This window comes from Paraburkholderia sp. SECH4 (assembly GCF_030511745.1).
Lineage (GTDB): Bacteria > Pseudomonadota > Gammaproteobacteria > Burkholderiales > Burkholderiaceae > Paraburkholderia > Paraburkholderia madseniana.
The window spans coordinates 396,740-416,211 of the sequence record NZ_JALOCP010000002.1 but is presented as its reverse complement, the minus strand read 5'-3'; the positions used below and the strand labels follow the sequence as shown (position 1 = coordinate 416,211).

17 protein-coding genes are annotated in these 19,472 nt (G+C 61.7%); 10 read left to right on the top strand and 7 right to left on the bottom strand.

The annotated features are described in order from the left end of the window. Nucleotides 1–16: 16 nt before the first annotated feature. From M0D67_RS04765 to M0D67_RS04725, 9 genes are all read left to right on the top strand, one after another. The gene (locus tag M0D67_RS04765; protein WP_154560850.1) at nt 17–328 is read left to right on the top strand and encodes a hypothetical protein; all 312 of its coding nucleotides are present in this window, start codon (nt 17–19) and stop codon (nt 326–328) included. Nucleotides 329–352: 24 nt separating this feature from the next. Beyond that, nucleotides 353–1,606, top strand: coding sequence for a TadE/TadG family type IV pilus assembly protein (locus M0D67_RS04760; protein ID WP_266237537.1), 1,254 nt, complete (start codon nt 353–355; stop codon nt 1,604–1,606). A gap of 39 nt (nt 1,607–1,645) precedes the next feature. Further along, entirely contained in the window at nt 1,646–2,155 is a 510-nt protein-coding gene (locus M0D67_RS04755; RefSeq protein WP_266237660.1) for a TadE/TadG family type IV pilus assembly protein, read from the top strand. After that, complete coding sequence (locus M0D67_RS04750; RefSeq protein WP_171926123.1) at nt 2,152–2,616, top strand: TadE/TadG family type IV pilus assembly protein; 465 nt, start codon at nt 2,152–2,154, stop codon at nt 2,614–2,616. The genes M0D67_RS04755 and M0D67_RS04750 overlap by 4 nt, the downstream gene beginning before the upstream one ends. A 26-nt stretch (nt 2,617–2,642) precedes the next feature. Next, nucleotides 2,643–3,854 carry an AAA family ATPase gene (locus M0D67_RS04745; protein ID WP_154560846.1) on the top strand — a complete coding sequence of 404 codons (1,212 nt, stop codon included), beginning with the start codon at nt 2,643–2,645 and terminating at the stop codon, nt 3,852–3,854. 19 nt (nt 3,855–3,873) lie between these two features. After that, entirely contained in the window at nt 3,874–5,241 is a 1,368-nt protein-coding gene (locus M0D67_RS04740) for a CpaF family protein (protein ID WP_154560845.1), read from the top strand. A 51-nt stretch (nt 5,242–5,292) separates the two neighbouring features. After that, nucleotides 5,293–6,270 (top strand): type II secretion system F family protein, encoded by a 978-nt coding sequence (locus tag M0D67_RS04735; protein WP_171926122.1) that lies wholly within the window; start codon nt 5,293–5,295, stop codon nt 6,268–6,270. Nucleotides 6,271–6,318: 48 nt separating this feature from the next. After that, on the top strand, nt 6,319–7,281 hold the full coding sequence (locus tag M0D67_RS04730) for a type II secretion system F family protein (RefSeq protein ID WP_154560843.1): 963 nt from the start codon (nt 6,319–6,321) through the stop codon (nt 7,279–7,281). Between the two features lie 327 nt (nt 7,282–7,608). After that, nucleotides 7,609–9,036, top strand: a complete 1,428-nt coding sequence (locus tag M0D67_RS04725) for a sigma-54 dependent transcriptional regulator (protein ID WP_266237533.1) — start codon at nt 7,609–7,611, stop codon at nt 9,034–9,036. A gap of 262 nt (nt 9,037–9,298) precedes the next feature. Here M0D67_RS04725 and M0D67_RS04720 read toward each other — a convergent pair whose 3' ends face one another. Continuing rightward, nucleotides 9,299–10,684, bottom strand: a complete 1,386-nt coding sequence (locus M0D67_RS04720; protein WP_154560841.1) for an amino acid permease — start codon at nt 10,682–10,684, stop codon at nt 9,299–9,301. Nucleotides 10,685–10,898: 214 nt separating this feature from the next. Here M0D67_RS04720 and M0D67_RS04715 point away from each other — a divergent pair, with 214 nt between their 5' ends. Then, a complete protein-coding gene (locus M0D67_RS04715) occupies nt 10,899–11,873 on the top strand; it encodes an alpha/beta fold hydrolase (protein ID WP_154560840.1) in 975 nt (324 codons plus the stop codon). A 43-nt stretch (nt 11,874–11,916) separates the two neighbouring features. Here the strand turns inward: M0D67_RS04715 and M0D67_RS04710 are convergent, their stop codons facing one another. The 6 genes from M0D67_RS04710 to M0D67_RS04685 form a co-directional block, all read right to left on the bottom strand. After that, nucleotides 11,917–12,750, bottom strand: a complete 834-nt coding sequence (locus M0D67_RS04710) for a M55 family metallopeptidase (RefSeq protein WP_154560839.1) — start codon at nt 12,748–12,750, stop codon at nt 11,917–11,919. Then, nucleotides 12,750–13,850, bottom strand: a complete 1,101-nt coding sequence (locus M0D67_RS04705) for a P1 family peptidase (protein WP_154560838.1) — start codon at nt 13,848–13,850, stop codon at nt 12,750–12,752. Before M0D67_RS04705 ends, M0D67_RS04710 begins: the two co-directional genes overlap by 1 nt. Then, the gene (gene gsiD, locus M0D67_RS04700; RefSeq protein ID WP_154560837.1) at nt 13,847–14,752 is read right to left on the bottom strand and encodes a glutathione ABC transporter permease GsiD; all 906 of its coding nucleotides are present in this window, start codon (nt 14,750–14,752) and stop codon (nt 13,847–13,849) included. Before gsiD ends, M0D67_RS04705 begins: the two co-directional genes overlap by 4 nt. A gap of 7 nt (nt 14,753–14,759) precedes the next feature. Further along, entirely contained in the window at nt 14,760–15,680 is a 921-nt protein-coding gene (gene gsiC / locus M0D67_RS04695) for a glutathione ABC transporter permease GsiC (RefSeq protein WP_154560836.1), read from the bottom strand. A 108-nt stretch (nt 15,681–15,788) separates the two neighbouring features. Beyond that, entirely contained in the window at nt 15,789–17,351 is a 1,563-nt protein-coding gene (gene gsiB, locus M0D67_RS04690; protein WP_154560835.1) for a glutathione ABC transporter substrate-binding protein GsiB, read from the bottom strand. Between the two features lie 121 nt (nt 17,352–17,472). Then, on the bottom strand, nt 17,473–19,395 hold the full coding sequence (locus tag M0D67_RS04685; RefSeq protein ID WP_266237527.1) for a dipeptide ABC transporter ATP-binding protein: 1,923 nt from the start codon (nt 19,393–19,395) through the stop codon (nt 17,473–17,475). Between the last annotated feature and the right edge of the window lie 77 nt (nt 19,396–19,472).

Sequence of the window (19,472 nt, the reverse complement as noted above, 5' to 3'; positions counted from 1 at the left end):
TGCCAAGGGGAATCTCATGAAACAAGAACACTTTGCTTTCGCACGCTGGGCCGCGCTCATCGTGCCGGTCTGTGCAGCGCTCGGCGGTTGCATGTCGAGCACGCCGATCTGGGACGCGCATTTTGGCGAGGCGCTCAAAACCGTCACTCAGGCGCAGATCATCGATCCGCACGCGGCAGAACACGCTCAGGCGGCTCAGAGCATGGACGGCAAGTCCGCCGCTTCGGCGATGGACACCTACGACAGATCATTTCAACAACCCCCACCGTCGCCGAACGCGTTTGTCATCGGCATCGGAAGCGGGGGCGGCGGGGCCAGCGGTCAGTAAGAACAATATGCTCGGGGGGGCGTCATGCGTAGCGTCAATCAGTCAGGCAGGTGTGGTGCGGCTCGTCGAGGCGAGCGCGGCGCAGTGTCCATCATCGTCGCGTTGTCGCTCGTGGCGCTGATCGGCTTCGTCGGCCTCGCGCTCGATCTCGGCAAGCTGTACGTGACCCGAAGCGAGTTGCAGAACAGCGCCGATGCCTGTGCGCTGGCCGCCGCACGCGATCTCACCGGTGCAACAGTCAATCTGTCTGTCTCCGAGGCGGCCGGCATCACTGCCGGCCACCTCAACTACGCGCTGTTCCAGAGCGGCGCCGTGCAGATGACAACAGACAGCAGCGTGCTGTTCAGCGATTCGCTGAGCAACCCGTTCCTGCCGAAGAGTTCCGTCGCCACCCCGGTGAACATCAAGTACGCAAAATGCACAACGTCCAAGGCGAACATTGCAAACTGGTTCATCCAGGTGCTTGGCGCGTTCAGCGGCACGAGCGTAGCTAATGCAACCGTTTCCGCTACGGCCGTTGCAACCGTCGGTGCCGCGCAAACCACCTGTGCGATTCCGGCGTTCATCTGCAAGGCCGGAACGGAGACTACGCCGCCGACCGCAGGCGAGACGTATACGGTCGGGCAGTGGATCGCGTCGAAAACCGGCGCCTCTCCAGCATACGGACCAGGCAACTTCGGCTGGGCCGCCCTCGACGGCAGCAACAGTGCCAATTCGATCAAGAATGAATTGACTGGAAATTTTTGCTCCTTGCCCGCCACCGGCGCGAACATCGGCTCGACAGGCAACATGGTCGCCGACTCAGGCGCCTGGAATACACGCTTTGGTATCTACGGCACCTCGTTCAAGGGACCTGCCGACGGCCAGCCCGATTTCACCGGATACGCTTACACCGCAACAACGTGGACCGCGCAGAGCAACGCATATAGCGACTTCGTCAACGAGCGCAAAACGTTTCAGCCCTATCAGGGCGACAAGGTCACCGGCTCCAACACCAAAGGCACGTACAGCGCCAGCAACTACCCGCTCGGCGCCGACCGGCGTCTCGCACTCGCCCCCGAACTGGATTGCGGCGTGCTGGCGAGCAGCCACCAGGCTCCGGTCATTTCCTGGGATTGCGTGCTGATGCTCGACCCGATGGACTCCGGCGGGACGGCCGGCCCGGTCCATCTGGAGTACCGCGGTTCGTCGTCGGCGCCGGGAAGCCCGTGTGCAACGCAGGGTGTGCCTGGTTCCGGCAGTTCGGTCGGGCCGCAAGTACCAGTATTGCTGCAATAGGGGACTGTCATGAACAAACGCTCTACCCGTCCAGCACGCATGAGCGGTGTCGCCGCGGTGGAATTCGCCATCGTGCTGATTCCGCTCGTGATGCTCGTCGCCGGCGTGGCCGAATTTGGCCACGCAATTTACCAGTACGAAGCGCTCACGAAAGCCACGCGCGATGCCGCTCGCTATCTGTCCACCTACCTGCCGAGCGATAGCGCCTACCCGCTCGCGCAGGCCCAGTGTCTCGCCGTCTATGGCAGTACGACCTGCGCGGCGCCGGGCAGCGGTACGGAGCTCGTAACCGGTTTGACGACCTCGATGGTGATCGTGTGCGACAGCGCGCACACGACCAGTTGCGCCGATGCCTCCGACCCGGCGCAGTTCACCAACGTCCCGACCTATGACAACAACAACGGAACCGGGCCTTCGAACGCAGCCGGCAGCATCAATCTTGTCGAAGTCAAGATCAAGGGGTATCCGTACTCCCCGATCCTGAACTACTTCAATCTGTCTACGCTGAAGTTCGGCAACATCGTCACCGTGATGAGGCAAGTGTCATGAACCCGAGCCCCGTTTCCCGGCCACTTCGGCTACGCGCACAACGCGGTGCTGCCGCCGTGGAGTTCGCGCTGGTCGCAGGCATCTTGTGCACCTTGCTGATCGGCGTTTGCGAACTGAGCCGTGCGCTTTTTTACTGGAACACCGCGAGTGAAGCGGTGCGCCTCGGCGCACGTACCGCCACGGTCTGCGATGCCGATGCCACGGTGATCAAAAGCAGGATCACAAACCTGCTGCCGTTGCTCGCCACGTCCAACGTGAGCGTTACGTACACACCCTCTGGTTGCGACTCCGACGCCGCCACTGCACGCAGCACGTGCACGTTAGTCACCGTCAGCGTGACCAACGTCAGCGTGAAAACCATGATTCCGTTCGTGCCCCTCACGCTCAAGATGCCACCGCTCACCACCACCCTGCCGCGCGAAAGTCTCGCGACGTCGACAGGCGGCACCGTCTGTCAATAACACAACATATCCAGGCAGCCACGACCATGATCAACATTCTCATCACTTCGGAAAACGCCGCACGGTTGTCCCAGATCGTGAGTCTGATCGGCGAATGCGGCAACTATCGCACCACCCGCGTGGCCGGCAGACCGTCGTCGCTAGTAGAGCGCGGCGATAGCCTCGACGCCTTCGACGTGCTGATCGTCGACGCTTCGTCGCTCGAAACCGCCGAGCTTCCGGTTGTCGGCAAACTGTGCCAACGCCGCCCGCAGGTCACATCGATCCTGCTGATGCCCGATGCGTCGCCACAGACGCTGATCGAAGCCATGCGCGCCGGCTTTCGCGACGTGCTCGGCTGGCCGCTCAACAAGGCTTCGCTCGGTGAAGCGCTGTCGCGCATCGAGAGCCAGTTGGTGCAAAAAAATGGCGCGCACGAAACGCAGATCGTTTCGTTCCTGTCCTGCAAGGGCGGAGCGGGAACCAGCTTCATCGCCAGCAACGTGGCTCATGCGATCTCGGATAGCCAGCAAAAACGTGTGCTGCTGATCGACCTCAGTCAGCTCTTCGGGGACGCAGCCTTTCTCGTCACCGACGAAAAACCACCCTCGACCTTGCCGCAGATGTGTGCGCAGGTAGAGCGGATGGACGCAGCCTTCTTCGACGCGTGCCTCGTGCACGCGAGCGACACGTTCCACATACTCGCCGGCGCCGGCGACCCTATCAAAGCGTCGGAGATCAAGGAGGAAAGGCTCGAATGGATTCTAGGCGTCGCCGTTCCGCGTTACGACGTGGTGATTTTCGATCTCGGCCAGTCCATCAATCCGCTCTCCATCCTGGCGCTCGATCGCAGCAACCAGATCCATCTCGTCTTGCAGGCGAGCATGCCGCATGTACGCGCGGGCCGGCGTCTGCAGGAGATTCTGGCGTCGCTCGCTTATCCGGCTGACCGTACCCGGCTGCTTCTGAACCGGTACACGCGCCATGGGGAGCGCGCACGGGCCGCGCTGGAGGAAGTTCTCGGCATGCACCCCTATCAGGTCATCCCGGAAGACACCGAGACCGTGTCGGAATCCGTGAACCACGGCGTGCCGATCACAAAGATGAGCCGCAATAACACCGTGTCGCGCAGTCTGCTTGCGCTCGCAAACAACATTGTCAGCCTGTCGGCGGGACCCGAGGGGGTGCGCGTGAAGGGCGAGCCGCTGCTCACCCGCTTCTTCGGACGCAGCCCGGCACCGAAGCTCAAGGCTATGTAATACACCCCAGGAGACCATCATGTCGCTGCGTGAACAGATTTCCGCTCAACGCGTGCAGCCGTTCGGCGAACGCGAAAACGCACAGTACTCGCCGAACCAAATGGCGCGGAGTGCTTACCAGAAACTGAAACGGGAAATACATCAGTGCGTGCTCGAGCGAGTCGAACTGGAACGTCTGGCGCGAATGCCTTCCGAGCAGATCCGTCACGAAATCGGCGCGCTCATTACGCGCATTCTCGAAGAAGAGAAAGCGCCGGCCAACGATCTCGAACGCCGGCAGCTGGTGATCGACGTCCATGACGAGATGTTCGGGTTCGGTCCTCTGGAAAGCCTGCTGCGCGATCCGACGATATCCGACATTCTGGTCAACACATACAAGCACACCTACGTCGAACGCAAAGGCCGGCTCGAACTGACCGACGTGACGTTCTACGATGACGCGCACCTCATGAAGGTGATCGAGAAGATCGTGTCGCGCGTCGGACGGCGGATCGATGAATCGAGCCCGATGGTCGACGCCCGTCTTCCAGATGGCTCACGGGTCAATGCAATCATTCCGCCATCCGCGGTCGACGGACCGCTGCTCTCGATCCGGCGCTTCGCGGTCAATCCGCTGCAAGTCTCCGACCTGGTCCAGTTGCAGAGCCTCACGCCGCCGATGGCGGAAGTACTCGAAGCGCTGGCGCGCGCGAAGGTGAACATCCTGGTGTCGGGAGGGACCGGCAGCGGCAAGACGACGCTGCTCAATGTCCTGTCCGGCTTCATACCGGACGATGAGCGCATTGTGACAATCGAAGACGCGGCGGAACTGCAAATGCGGCAGCAGCACGTGCTGCGACTCGAAACGCGGCCGCCCAACATCGAAGGGCGCGGCGAGATCACGCAGCGCACGCTGGTGCGCAATGCCCTGCGGATGCGGCCTGATCGCATCATCCTCGGTGAGGTGCGCGGCGCCGAGGCGCTCGACATGCTCAACGCGATGAACACCGGTCACGAAGGATCGCTCGCCACCATCCACGCGAATACCCCGCGCGATGCACTGACTCGCCTCGAAAACATGATCAACCTCGGGGGCCTGTCGCTGCCGACCAAAACCATGCGCCAGCAAGTTTCATCGGCCATCTCGGTCGTGATCCAGGCTGCCCGGCTGACTGACGGCAAACGCAAGATCGTTAGCATTCAGGAGATCACCGGCATGGAGGACGACATCATCAACATGCAGGAAATCTTCACGTTCAAGCGAACCGGCATGGACGAGAACGGCAACGTGCGCGGGCGGTTTTGCGCGACCGGCGTGCGGCCCAAATTCGCCGAGCGCTTGCAGGCGTTCGGCATTGCATTGCCTGACGCTATCTACGATCCCGGACGGCATTTCGAAACCACGTGATCCGGCTGACCCGATCCGCTCATTGACTCTCTGCGGTCTCAGGAGACACGCATGACCCCGATCTTTTATGCATTCGCCATCCTGCTGTTCCTCGCTGTCGTGCTCGCGCTCGAGGGCGGTTACCAGTGGTGGAACAATCGTCACGGCCCTGCCGCCCGCCGGATCGAATCGCGTATCCGCGCACTATCCGCCGGCGGCCAGGTTCATAAGGAACGCTTGACGATCCTGAAGCAGCGCATGTTGAGTGAGTCGGCACTGCTCGACAAGCTGCTGATGCAACTGCCTCGCATCCAGACGCTCGACTTGTGGATCCAGCAATCCGGGCTCAAGTGGTCGATTGCGCGGTTGATCGGTACGACTTTCGTTCTGCCTGCCACCGTGCTCGCTCTCGCCACGCTCACGCCCGTACCGACGACGATCGCCGCGCTCGGCGCCTTGTCCGCATCAGTGCTGCCGTTCCTCCATGTGAGCCGGCGGCGTAGCAAGCGGCTGCGCCAACTTGAACGCCAGTTGCCTGACGTCGCCGACATGATTAGCCGCGCGCTACGCGCAGGACATGCGTTCTCTAGCGCAATCGGCATGGTCGGCACCGAATTCGCCGAGCCGATGGGGGGTGAATTCCGCATCACCTTCGACGAAATCAACTACGGCGTCTCACTGAACGAGGCCTTGATGAATCTCGCGACGCGCGTGCCGATCCGCGATCTGCGTTACTTCGTGATCGCCGTCCTCATTCAGCGGGAGACGGGCGGCAATCTCGCGGAGATACTGGACAGCATTGCAACGCTGATCCGCGAACGTATGAAGCTGTTCGACAAGATCCGCGTGCTGTCTGCCGAGGGCAAGTTGTCGGCGTGGATACTTGGCCTGCTGCCCTTTGTCACCGCGGGGTTCATGATGGTCCTTAACCCCACGTTCCTCGAAGTGCTGTGGCAGGACCCGGCCGGCCTCAAGGTCGTCGAGACAGTGGTGTTCTCCATGTTATGCGGCGTGCTGTGGATGCGGCGCATCGTGAAAATTCGCGTCTGATTGCACTTTTCGCACACGCGCCGCAGATCAGGAAATTAAGGAGCTGTCATGCAAACGCTCGACTCAATGCATATGCTGTTGCTGGTCGGCCTTTTCGCCGTGGTGTTCGGCGCGGTATTCGCCGCAATGCTGCTATTCTCGCCGCGCGATATGCGTCGGCGTATCGAACAGGCAGGCGGGACCACCCTCCCCATGTCCGACCCCGGCACCATGCCGTCAGGCTCGGCATGGCTCGAAAAGCTCGCCGAGATTTCGCAGCCGATTTCGAAACTGTCGATCCCGACTGAGGGCTGGGAAAACTCGGCACTACGCGTGCAAATGATGAATGCGGGTTGGCGCACGCAGGGGGCCGCCGCACTCTATTTCGCCGCGAAAACCCTGCTCGCGCTCGCGCTGCCGCTGATTGCACTTACGTGGCTGGCCAATACCTCGCTCGCGACGCAGCAGTACGTGTTGCTGTCCCTGCTCGCCCTGCTCGGCGCGATCGGCTACTACCTGCCGAATTTCGTGCTGACGCGCCGCATTGCATGGCGCAAGCGGGCAATTTTCGAAGATTTTCCCGACGCGCTCGACCTGCTAACAGTGTGCGTCGAAGCGGGCCTCAGCCTCGACGCGGCGTTGATGAAAGTGGCGGGAGAAATCGAACTGCGCAGCCCGGTGGTCGCCAGCGAACTCCAACTGATGCTGCTCGAAATGCGCTCCGGGTTTGCCAAGGAGAAGGCGTTACGCAATCTTGCTTTGCGCACCGGTGTCGAGGATGTCGATTCCTTTTGCGCAATGCTGGTTCAGGCCGAACGTTTCGGCACCAGCATCGGCGCCTCGTTGCGCGTGCTTTCGGACACGCTGCGCTCACGCCGCCGGACGCGCGCCGAAGAACAGGCATCGAAAATCGCGCTGAAACTACTATTTCCGCTCATTTTCTGCATCTTTCCTGCCCTTCTCACCGTCCTGCTGGGGCCGGCGTTTATCCACATCTACCGGGTTCTCCTCCCCACTTTGAGTGGCGGCTAGCAGGTGGTCGAGCGAGTTGCACTGCCAGGGAAACACGAGACGGCACTGCGCGCGTCGGTCATCGGCGACGCGTTTCGAATCTTATTTCCTCGGTATAAGTGCGCATTTGTCCACCGGCGAGTCGGGACGTTATCCCTGTATAGAAGTTTTGCGTACCGCGCTGTAGCCGCAGCATCAAGATTCTTTGTTTGCGGCGTCCGCAGCGAGTAGCATCGAAGCGACGGACGTCGTTGCGCTGCCGATTTTCAGGCGGGCAATGAAATAAGAAAGACGGCAAGGGGGAATATCATGCCAAAATCACCTGACCAATTCCAAACGAGTGCCTGCGTGACGGCCGACTCAACGCAGTCCACGCCCTCGCCCCAGTCGGACACCCTGCGGCGTGTGATCTGCGTTGCTCGCGCACCTAACAACGCGCTCCTCGCGGAGATGCGCTCAGCCGGCTGGGAAGTCGTCGTGGCGAAAACCGCCGCCGGCGCCGAGGCTGCGACGAAAAAATCAGGCGTCGCCGCCGGTCTCATCGATTTCGACGGTTTCACGCCGCGCGACTTTCCTACCCTCAAGGCATGTCTGAGCCAGACTGCGATCGGCTGGGTGGCAATCGCTGCTGAAGGCCAAACGGCAAGCAAGGCGGTTCGCGAACTGATTCGCAATTTTTGTTTCGACTACGTCACGCTGCCGCTGCCTCCCGAGTGGATTTCGCATGCGCTCGGGCACGCGCGAGGCATGGCGGCATTGGATTACGTCGATACGGCCGCCGATACCCTGCTCACGGATGACAGTACGATGGTGGGCACCTGCGAAGCCATGCAGCAGCTTTACAGCACCATCCGCAAGTTCGCCAATACGAACGCCAGCGTGTTCATCTCCGGCCAATCAGGTACCGGAAAAGAACTCACCGCCCTCGCGATTCACAGATGCTCGCCGCGCCGCAAAGCGCCTTTCGTTGCGATCAATTGCGGCGCGATTCCGCATCATCTTTTGCAGTCTGAACTGTTCGGCTATGAGCGTGGCGCGTTCACAGGCGCGGACGGGCGCAGGATTGGCCGCATCGAGTCGGCGAACGGGGGCACCCTGTTTCTCGATGAAATCGGCGACATGCCGTTCGAAGCCCAGGCGGGCCTGCTGCGCTTTCTGCAGGAAGGCAAAATTGAACGGCTCGGTGGCAACGAATCGATTCCCGTCGACATACGCATCATCTCAGCGACCCACGTCGACCTCGAAGCCGCGATACTCGCTGGCCGCTTCCGCACCGACCTGTTCCATCGCCTGTGCGTGCTGCGCATCAACGAACCGCCGCTGAGCGCACGCGGCAAGGACATCGAAATCCTCGCGCACTACGTCCTGCAGAAGTACAAGACCGATAGCACCCACAAGATTCACGGCTTCACGCCATCGGCCATCGACGCCATGTGCAGCTACCACTGGCCGGGGAACGTGCGCGAGTTGATCAATCGCGTGCGCCATGCGCTGGTCATGGCCGAAGGCAGGCTGCTGACACCCCGTGATCTCGACCTCGAATCGCAGCCGGCCGGAGAAAGGATGACGCTCGACCGTATACGCGAACAAGCCGAGCGCAGTGCGATCGAAACCGCTTTGCTAAGCCACGATCACCGGCCGGGAGAAACGGCGACGGCCCTCGGAATTTCGCGCGCCACGCTATATCGGCGAATGGTCGCGTACGGAATATACGTCGCGGAAGATACGGCTTTGGACGATACGGATGAGGAACTGAATGGGGATGTATCCACCTGATTTGCGACTTTCCGATCTCGTCAAAATAGTCACCCGGGTTGTCGTGCGGCGGTTGCGCAATAGCGAGTGACGATAAATGTGGCTGGTACTCGACCTCTTGATCCGCACACATGCCATGCCATGTCATTTCCGCGATCTGTCGACGCGGCTGATCAGCTTAGGCAATAATTGCCCAAGCAATATGTGACGCTCCGCCGGATATTGAAGCGCTTCTCGACATTGGGCGGTCCGACGCCAACGGCGCCGGCGCCCAATATCTGCCTTACCGCCCTGCCACCTGCGCGCCGCCATGCATTGATGCACGCCGGCGCTTGAACACGTAGCCGAGCCACATCACGACCAGCCACGCGGGCACGAGCCATACCGAAACCGACAGGCCCGGCGTCATGGCCAGAATCACGAGAATCAGCGCCATGAAAGCGAGGCAGATCCAGTTACTGACCGGGAACCAGAACGACTTGAACACGAGCGTCTCGCCCGCCGCCACCATCGCCTTGCGTGACTTCAGATGCGTCAGGCTGATCAGCGCCCAGTTCAGCACCAGCGCGGCCACCACCAACGCCATCAGCAGGCCGAGCGCTTCGGCCGGAATCAGATAGTTGACGATCACGCAGGTGAACGTGGCGAGCGCCGACAAACCAATCGCCATATAGGGCACGCCACGCCGGTCGACCTTCATGAGCGCACGCGGCGCATTGCCCTGTTCCGCGAGACCGTAGAGCATGCGGCTATTCGCATACACGCCGCTGTTGTAGACCGACAGCGCCGCGGTCAGCACCACCACGTTGAGGATGTTCGCGGTCAGTGTCGAGCCGATCTGCGAGAAAATCATCACGAACGGGCTGCCGCCGGCCGCGACCTGATTCCACGGATACAACGAAAGCAGCACCGCCAGCGAGCAGATGTAGAAAATCAGAATCCGGTAGATCACCTGATTCACGGCTTTCGGAATGCTCTTTTGCGGATCGGCCGCTTCAGCGGCCGTAATGCCGATCAGCTCAAGCCCGCCGAACGAAAACATGATGACCGCGAGCATCATGAACAGGCCATGAAAACCGTGCGGGAAAAAGCCGCCGTCGGCCCAGAGATTGGTGATCGACGCTTGCGGACCGCCATGGCCGCTGATCAGCAGATAGCCGCCGAACAGGATCATGCCGATCACCGCCACCACCTTGATGATCGCAAACCAGAATTCGGTTTCGCCGTACGCTTTAACGTTAGCGAGATTGATCGCGTTGATGACGGCGAAGCACACCAGCGCCGATACCCACGTGGGCACGCCCGGCCACCAGTAATGCACGTAGGTGCCGACCGCGGTCAGCTCGGCCATGCTCACGAGCACGTACAGCACCCAGTAGTTCCAGCCGGACAGAAAACCGGGAAAATCACCCCAATACTTGTACGCGAAGTGGCTGAACGAACCGGCAACCGGTTCCTGCGCGACCATTTCGCCGAGCTGGCGCATGATCATGAAGGCGATGATGCCGCCGATCGCGTAGCCGAGAATCATCGACGGGCCGGCAGCCTTCAACACGCTGGCGGAGCCGAGAAACAGGCCCGTGCCGATCGCCCCGCCCAGCGCGATCAACTGGATGTGACGATTCTTAAGCCCGCGCTTCAGGCCATCTTGCTGCTGTGCACTATTCAAAATTGCGCCCCAGTGTATGGATATCGATCGCCCGATCAGACTTATGGTCTGCCCGGGCAGAACCTGAAATTTTACCGCGGCCGATATTACCTAAATACTGGGAGCAACCCGCGCTTGGTTCTGCGCCGCACTTAACGGCGAGGATAGTGATTGTCACTGGCGTGGGGCTTCTGTATGTTGCCCTAGTCGAGGTTTCTGCCTTCGGAGATTCAACATGTCGCCCAAACGTCTGCTTTGCGCCGCTGCTTTGTGTCTCTGCTTCGCTGCGGCGGGTGCCCTCGCGCAAACGGCGGCGCCCACGGCAGAACCCGCCGCCGAACCGGCCGACATGCCGGGCATGGAGTCGAGCGCACCGGAAGCACCGGAGCCGCCACCGCCGCCCGCCGCACCGGCCGTAGTACCCGCGACGCCTGCCGCCACCGCCCCCACGCCCGCAGCACCCGCTGCGCCAACGGCGAGTGCCGCCAAACCTCGCGCAGCGCCGATGACCGGCCCCGTACACAACGTCGTGCTGGTTCATGGCGCGTTCGTCGACGGGTCGAGCTGGAACGGTGTGGTCGCGAAATTGCAGCAGAAGGGTTATCACGTGAGTTCGGTGCAGAATCCGCTCACGTCGCTCGCCGACGATGTCGCCGCCACCCGTCGTGTTCTCGCGCGCCAGAATGGTCCGACCATCCTCGTAGGACATTCGTGGGGCGGTGTCGTAATCACAGAGGCGGGCGCGAACGCGCCGAACGTCGCCGGTCTCGTCTATGTGGCGGCGATCGCACCGGACCTGCACGAATCTACGATGGACCTGATGAAGCGCGCGGCGCCGGCGCCGGCGGGTCAAGCCATCACCGCGGATTCCACAGGCTTTCTTTGGCTCGACCGCAGCAAATATCACGCCGACTTCGCCGCCGACGTGCCCGAGAATCTGACGCGCGTGCTCTCCGCCGCGCAACAGCCAATCTCGGCCAGGGCCTTCAGCGAAACGGTCAGTCAGGTCGCGTGGCGCGAAAAGCCTTCGTGGTACATCGTGACGACGAGAGACCGTGCGATATCGCCCGAAGTCGAACAGTTCATGGCCAACCGGATGGGCGCGAAGATCGTGCCGATCTCATCGAGCCATCTCGTGCCGGTGTCGCATGCGGGCGCGGTTGCGGATGTGATCGATCGCGCAGCGCGGGAGTTGAGCCGGCAGCAGTAGGTGGTGGCCAGGCTGTCGCCGGTCACACCCTCCGTCACACGGCTCAGCGCAGCATGAACGACATCGCCGACAGACAGTTCAGCATGCGCACCGCATGTTCCGCCGACTCCGCGCCAAAGCGCAACGTGACAGCGTCGATACGCGTGAGCGTCGGCCATTGGCAGAACAGATCGGCAAGCGCGCTGGTTTGCACACGCAACTCGCATTCGACGGGCCTTGCGGCAGCGCGCGTGGCTTGCGGCGCATGCCCGTTGTCGATGTAGTGCCGAACCACTTCGCGCGCTGCAGTTTCGATCGCGTCGCGAGCGCTTGCCGGTGTTTGCGTGACGCCGCTCGCATGCCCCGTCGCGCTCTTGGTGACCACGAAACGCGCGCCGGGAAAACGCGGCGCGGTTTCCTCGGCGAATACATCGTCGCCGGATAAAAGCGCTACCTGTGCGCCATATTCTTCCGCCAGCGCGCCGTACAATCCCGCCTCGCCGACTTCGACGCCGTTCAGCGAAACACGCGCGAACGCAAAGCTGTTGATCGTATGCGAGAGAATGCCGTGCGTTTGCGACCGGGCGTGATAGCCGATCATGAACACCAACGCGGCGCCGTACTCAAGGCCGGCCATCATGCCAAGCGTGCGTGGTTTGCCGAGCACGATCTGGGCGCGTGCGTCGAGCAGATCGGGCAGCAGATTGCGAAAACCGCCATGCGAATCGTTGACCCACACATGCGTGGCGCCACCGGCGAACGCGCCTACGATTGCGGCGTTGGCTTCGAGCGTCATCCAGCGGCGCGCGGCTTCGTATTCGCCGTTGCCCGCGCGCGTTTGTTCCGGATGGAACACGCCGGCCACGCCTTCGATGTCGACGGAAATCAGGACTTTCATCAGGAAGATTGCTTGAGAAGTTGAGCGAGGTCGGGTGCGGTGTCGTGCAGCGACAGGCGATGATGACCGTCGCGGCCCGTCACGGACGTGGCACTCCATAGTGCATCGACGATCGCTTGCTCGACGCTGTCCGCGCAGGCACGGAATAGCGGATCGAGGTGTGCGTCGGCAAGCACGGGCGGCAAAGCGACAAAGTCGGATTCGTGCGGCACAGTGTAGGCCGTTGAAAACGCCAACGCGATGTCTCCGCTGCCGTGGCCATACACCGAGCCGGTTCGAGCGAGACCGGCCGCGGCGCGCAATGACAGACGCTTGAGTTGACGAGCGTCGAGCGGCGCGTCGGTGGCAACGATCATGATGATCGAGCCTTGTTCGGGTTTCGAGGCGGTTGCTGATGTCGCCGCGCTAGCGGCGACAGCTTTGGCCGCGCGTTCGGCCAGCACACGGCCAAGCGGCGCACCGTCGATCGTCAGCATCGGCAGGCGGCCGAAGTTCGCCAGCACCAATGCGCCAACCGTATAGCTGCGCCCTGCTACGTCAATGACACGCGACGCATTGCCGATCCCGCCTTTCAGATCGAAGCAAGACATGCCGCGGCCTGCGCCAACCGAACCGCTCGCGACGTCAACGCTTGCCGCTTCACATGCATCGTTGTAATGCCGTTCGCTTACCGCCAATGCCTGAATATCGTTCAGGTATCCGTCATTACATTCGAACACCAACGGATTGACGGTCGACCATTCGCGTCCGATTTTTGGATTGCCTTGAATAGCCGCGCGAATCTGCGCTTGCGCGACAGCAGCGACGCCAAAGGTATTGGTCAACGCAATGGGAGTCTCCAGCACGCCGAGCTCCTCAACCTGCACGAGCCCGATGCTTTTCCCAAACCCGTTGATCACCGAAGCCGCAGCCGGCACCTTACTCACAAAAGGATCGCCACGATGCGGACGAATCACGGTCACGCCGGTTTGCACTGCGCCTTCATCCAGCGTGCAATGTCCGACCGTCACGCCTTCTACGTCGGCAATCGTTCCACGTGGGCCGCTCGGTAGCACACCGATATGCGGAGCGCTTTCACCTGCCGTTTCAGTCAAACTCATGGCCGGTCAAGCTTCGGATCGAGCGCATCGCGCAAACCGTCGCCGAGCAGATTGAATGCCAGCACGGTGAGGAAAATCGCCAGACTCGGAAACAGCGCGATATGCGGCGCGGTGACCATGTCGGCGCGTGCTTCGTTGAGCATCGCGCCCCACTCCGGCATCGGCGGTTGCGCGCCGAGTCCGAGAAACGACAGGCTCGCCGCCGTGATGATCGACGTACCGATCCGCATCGTGAAGTACACCACGATCGACGAAATCGTCCCCGGCAGAATATGCCGCACGATGATGGTCCAGTCCGATGCGCCGATACTGCGCGCCGCTTCGATATAGGTGAGTTGTTTGAGCATCAGCGTATTGCCGCGCACGAGCCGCGCAAACGCTGGGATGCTGAAAATCGCCACCGCGCAGATCACATTGATCATGCCGTTGCCGAGGATTGCGACCACACCGATCGCCAGCAGAATGCCGGGAAAGGCAAACAGCACATCGGCAACGCGCATCGTGATGCGGTCCCACCAGCCTTCGTAGTAACCGGCCAGCAAACCGAAGAACGTACCGATCACCGCGCCGATCGCCACCGACAGAAAACCGGCCTCGAGCGAAATACGCGAACCGGCCAGAATGCGGCTGAAAATATCGCGGCCCAGCGAATCGACGCCGAACCAGTGCGCGGCCGAAGGGCCCGCGTTCAACGCGTCGTAGTCGAAGAAATTCTCCGGATCGTACGGCACGATATGCGGCGCGAGAATCGCAACCGCAACCAGCAGCAGCACGAAAATGCCGGCGCCGAGCGCCACATGCTGCTTACGGAATTTGCGCCAGAATTCACTCCACGGTGTGCGGATCGCGTTTTCTACGAGGGCGGACTTGGCCGCATTCGCCTCGGTGACTGAGATGCTCATGCGGGCCTCACTTGAAACGGATGGTCGGGTTGATGACGGCGTACAGCACGTCCACCACCAGGTTGATGATGATGAACTCAAGCGAGAACAGCAGCACTTCCGCTTGAATCACCGGATAGTCGCGCATCGCCACGGCGTCCACCAGCAGGCGCCCGAGCCCCGGCCAGTTGAACACCACTTCGACCACGATCGAGCCGCCCAGAAGAAAGCCGAATTGCAGCCCCATCATCGTGATGACAGGAATCATCGCGTTGCGCAGGCAGTGTTTGACGATCACGAGCCATTCGGGCACACCCTTGGCGCGTGCGGTACGCACGAAATCTTCATTCATCACCTCGACGAACGAAGCACGCGTGAAGCGCGCCATCACCGCCGCCACCGCCGCGCCGAGCGTGAGCGACGGCAGCACGTAGCTCTTCCACGACCCATCGCCGACGATCGGCAGCCAGCCGAGCTTCACCGAAAAGATCTCCATCAGCAGCATGCCGAGCGCGAACGCGGGAAACGAAATACCCGACACCGCCAGCGTCATGCCAAGCCGGTCCGGCCAGCGATTACGCCACACCGCCGAGACGATACCGATTCCCATGCCGAGCACCACCGCCCACACCATGCTCGCGAGCGTAAGCAACAACGTCGGCATGAAGCGCTCGCCGATTTCCTGGCTGACCGGCCGCTTGCTGCGCGTGGACGTGCCGAAGTCGCCGTGCGCGATCTTCACGAAGAAGTTGGCGAATTGCTGCGGCATCGGCTTGTCGAGGCCGAGATCGGCACGCACCAGCGCAACGGTCGCCTCATCCGCTTCGGGACCGGCCGCGAGGCGCGCCGGATCACCGGGCAACAAATGCACGAACAGGAACACCAGCACGGCGACGATGAAGAGCGTCGGCAGCAGGCCAAAGATACGTTTGACGAGGAAGTTCAGCATGAAACCCAATCCGGCAATGATGCGGGCAACGATAGATCTTTCAGCGCAGTATGCGACCGTCCGGCCCGTGCGTTCGCGAAGAACACACAGCGCCGAACGGTCAGCTCATCACTTGATCGCGATCTCGTCGAAGTTGAACGAACCGTCCGGCGCGACATAGGCGCCCGACAAACGCTTGCTGCGCGCGTACACAACCTTCTCCTTGACGAGGAAGATCCACGGCGCGTCGGCCCAGATGCGTTTTTGCGCGTCGGTGTAGAGCGTGGCCTTCTGCGTGCGGTCGGTGGTTTCGAGCGCCTGCTTCAGATCGGTATCGACCGTGTCGTTCTTGTAGTACGCGGTGTTGACCATCTTCGGCGGGAACGAGACCGACCCGAGCAGCGGCGTGATCGCCCAGTCCGCTTCGCCCGTCGACGACGACCAGCCCGCGTAGTACATCCGCACCGGGGCGGTCGCCGGATCCTGGGCGCTTTCCACCTTGGCGACGCGTTGACCCGCTTCGAGCGCTTCAACCTGTGCCTTGATGCCGACTTGCGCCAGTTGCTGCTGCACGAACTGAATCACCTTCTGCGCGGTCGAGTAGTTATACGCGGACCACAGTGTCGTTTCGAAACCGTTCGGATAACCCGCGTCCTTCAGCAACTCACGCGCCTTCGCCGGATCGTACGGCCAGGGGCCGAGCTTCGTCGCGTACTCGACGCCTTGCGGCACCACGCCCTCAGCCGGCGTCGCGTACCCGGCAAACGCGACCTTGATCAACGCATCCTTATTGACCGCGTAGTTCAGCGCTTCACGCACCTTCGGATTGTCGAACGGCTTCTGGTTGACGTTCATGCTGATATAGCGCTGGATGATCGACGGCGAAGCAATCAGATCGACCTTCGGGCTCGACTGCAATTGCGCCGCCTGTTCGAACGGCACCTGGAACGCGAAGTCCGCTTCACCGGTGCGCATCAACGCAGCACGCGTGTTGTTGTCGACCACCGGTTTCCAGTCGATCGCATCGACCTTCGGGTAACCCTTCTTCCAGTAGCCCGCGAACTTCTTCACGGTCAGGTCGCCGGCCGGGTCCCACTTCACCAGTTCGAACGGACCTGTACCGACCGGATGGAAGGCGATGTCCTTGCCGTACTTCTTCAGCGCATCAGGCGAAATCATCACCGCCGACGGATGCGCCAGCACGTTGACGAACGCCGAGAACGGCGCCTTCAGGGTGATCTTCACCGTGTACGGATCGACCACTTCGGTCTTCTCGATACGGTTGAACATGTTGTAGCGCTTGAGCTTGTTCGCCGGATCGGTCACGCGGTCGAAGTTCGCTTTCACTGCCGCGGCGTTGAAGTCGGTACCGTCCTGGAACTTCACGCCGTGACGCAGCTTGAACGTGTAGACCTTGGCATCCGGACTCGCTTCGTAGCTGTCTGCCAGCACGTTGACCAGCTTCATGTCCTTGTCGAAACCGAACAGACCTTGATAGAACGACTTGGCGACGGCCTGCGACAGCGTGTCGTTAGCATCGTACGGATCGAGTGTCGTGAAGGTCGACGCAACGGCCATCACGGCCGTCGTATCGGCGTGCGCCACACTGCCCGCGAGCATCGCGAACACCACCGCGCCGCCGCTGATCAGCGCGCGCAAACGAAACGGAGAAGACGGGACCAGCAGGTTCATGAGGTTGGCTCCAGGCTGCGAATTGAAACAGGGTTATGTGCTGCGAGAGAAAATGGTTTCGCTTCAGGTTTAGCGAGCGGTTCAGGTCTGCGCACGGGTATGCGGCGTCTATCCCGTCTATCTAGTAAGCCCCGCCGACCCGATGCTGAGCCACGAAATGGTCTGGTCCGACCGCAATCAGCGGCGCCACGCTCGGTTCGTCGTTCAGCGCGCGGATCGGGCTTGGAATCTCATCGGCGGCGAGCATGCGTTTCGCGTGACGGCGCGCCGGATCGGCGACCGGCACCGCCCCCATCAGCTTCTTCGTGTACGGGTGCTGCGGCGCTTCGAACACCGCGCGGCGCGGACCGATCTCGACGATCTGGCCGAGATACATCACCGCCACGCGATGGCTGACACGCTCCACCACCGCCATGTCATGCGAAATGAACAGATACGCAACGCCGAGTTCGCGCTGCAGATCGAGCATCAGGTTGACGATCTGCGCCTGCACGGAGACGTCCAGCGCCGAGACGGATTCGTCGGCGATGACGACTTTCGGATTCAATGCCAGCGCACGCGCAATCGCAATGCGTTGCCGTTGTCCGCCCGAAAATTCGTGCGGATAGCGGCCTGCGGCCTCGCGTGGCAGGCCGACCTTTTCGAGCAGCCACGCAACGCGTGCCTGGGCTTCCGCGCCTTGAGCGACGCCGTGCACAAGCAGCGGCTCCATGATCGAGAAGCCGACCGTCAAGCGCGGATTCAGCGAAGCAAACGGGTCCTGGAAAATGAACTGGATATTTCGGCGCAGCGCTTGCAACGCAGGGCCTGTAAGCGAGCTGATTTCCTTGCCGTCGAATTCGATCGAGCCGCTCTGGCTTTCGACGAGGCGCAGCAATGAACGGCCGGTCGTCGATTTACCGCAACCTGATTCGCCGACCAGCGCGAGCGTTTCACCCGGGCGCAGATCGAAGCTGACTTTCTCGACCGCATGCACGCGGCCCGTCAAACGCCCGAACACACCGCTCTTGACCGGAAAGCGCGTGACCAGATCGCGCACGCGCAGAATCAGCGGCGTGCTGTCGTGGACCAGCGGTTGGTTTTCTTGTGCGACGGCGGCTGCGGGACGAACGGCTTCGTCGGTGCCGGTGAGCGCCGCCTGCTCGACGGTCAGAATCGGAAACTTGGCGGGCTGATCGGTGCCCTGCATTGCGCCAAGGCGCGGGACCGCCGCAAGCAATGCCTTCGTATAAGGATGCGACGGCGCGGCGAACAGCGTATCCGAGGCTCCCTCTTCCACTTTCTCGCCGCGATACATCACCAGCACGCGATCGGCCACCTCGGCCACCACACCCATGTCGTGCGTGATGAAGATCACGCCCATGTTCATCTCGTCTTGCAGGCCGCGAATCAATTGCAGGATCTGCGCCTGGATCGTGACGTCGAGCGCCGTGGTCGGCTCGTCGGCGATCAACAGTGCGGGCTTACACGACAGCGCCATCGCGATCATCACGCGTTGGCGCATACCGCCGGATAGCTGATGCGGAAAACGTGCGGCCACCCGGCGCGCTTCCGGAATGCGCACGAGTTCGAGCAGACGCAGCGTTTCGGCATGCGCGGCAGAACGGCTCTTCCCTTGATGCAAGGCAATCGCTTCGCTAATCTGATCACCCACCGTGAACACCGGATTCAGCGAGGTCATCGGTTCCTGGAAGATCATCGCGATGTCGGCGCCGCGAATCGAACGCATCGTGCCGGACGACGCTTTCGCGAGGTCGAGCACGCTGCCGTCGCGGCGCCGGAAAGCGATGCTGCCGCCGGCAAGGCGCCCACCGCCATGCTCGATCAGCCGCATCAGGGCGAGCGATGTCACCGATTTTCCCGAACCCGATTCGCCGACGATCGCCAGCGTCTCGCCACGCTCGACCGTCAGCGAGAGATTGCGCACCGCGTTGACGGTCTTGTCGCCGCTGCGGAATGCGACCGACAGATCGTCGACCGCAAGCACGCATTGCGGCGGCAAGGTTTCGATAAGCGGACGAGCGGTGTGCGATGAAGTCGGCACGATGGTTCCTTTGGATTCGAACGCGGCTAGCGGTGGTTCAAACGAAAACTTAAGCGGCAACTCAAGCGGCAGTTCAA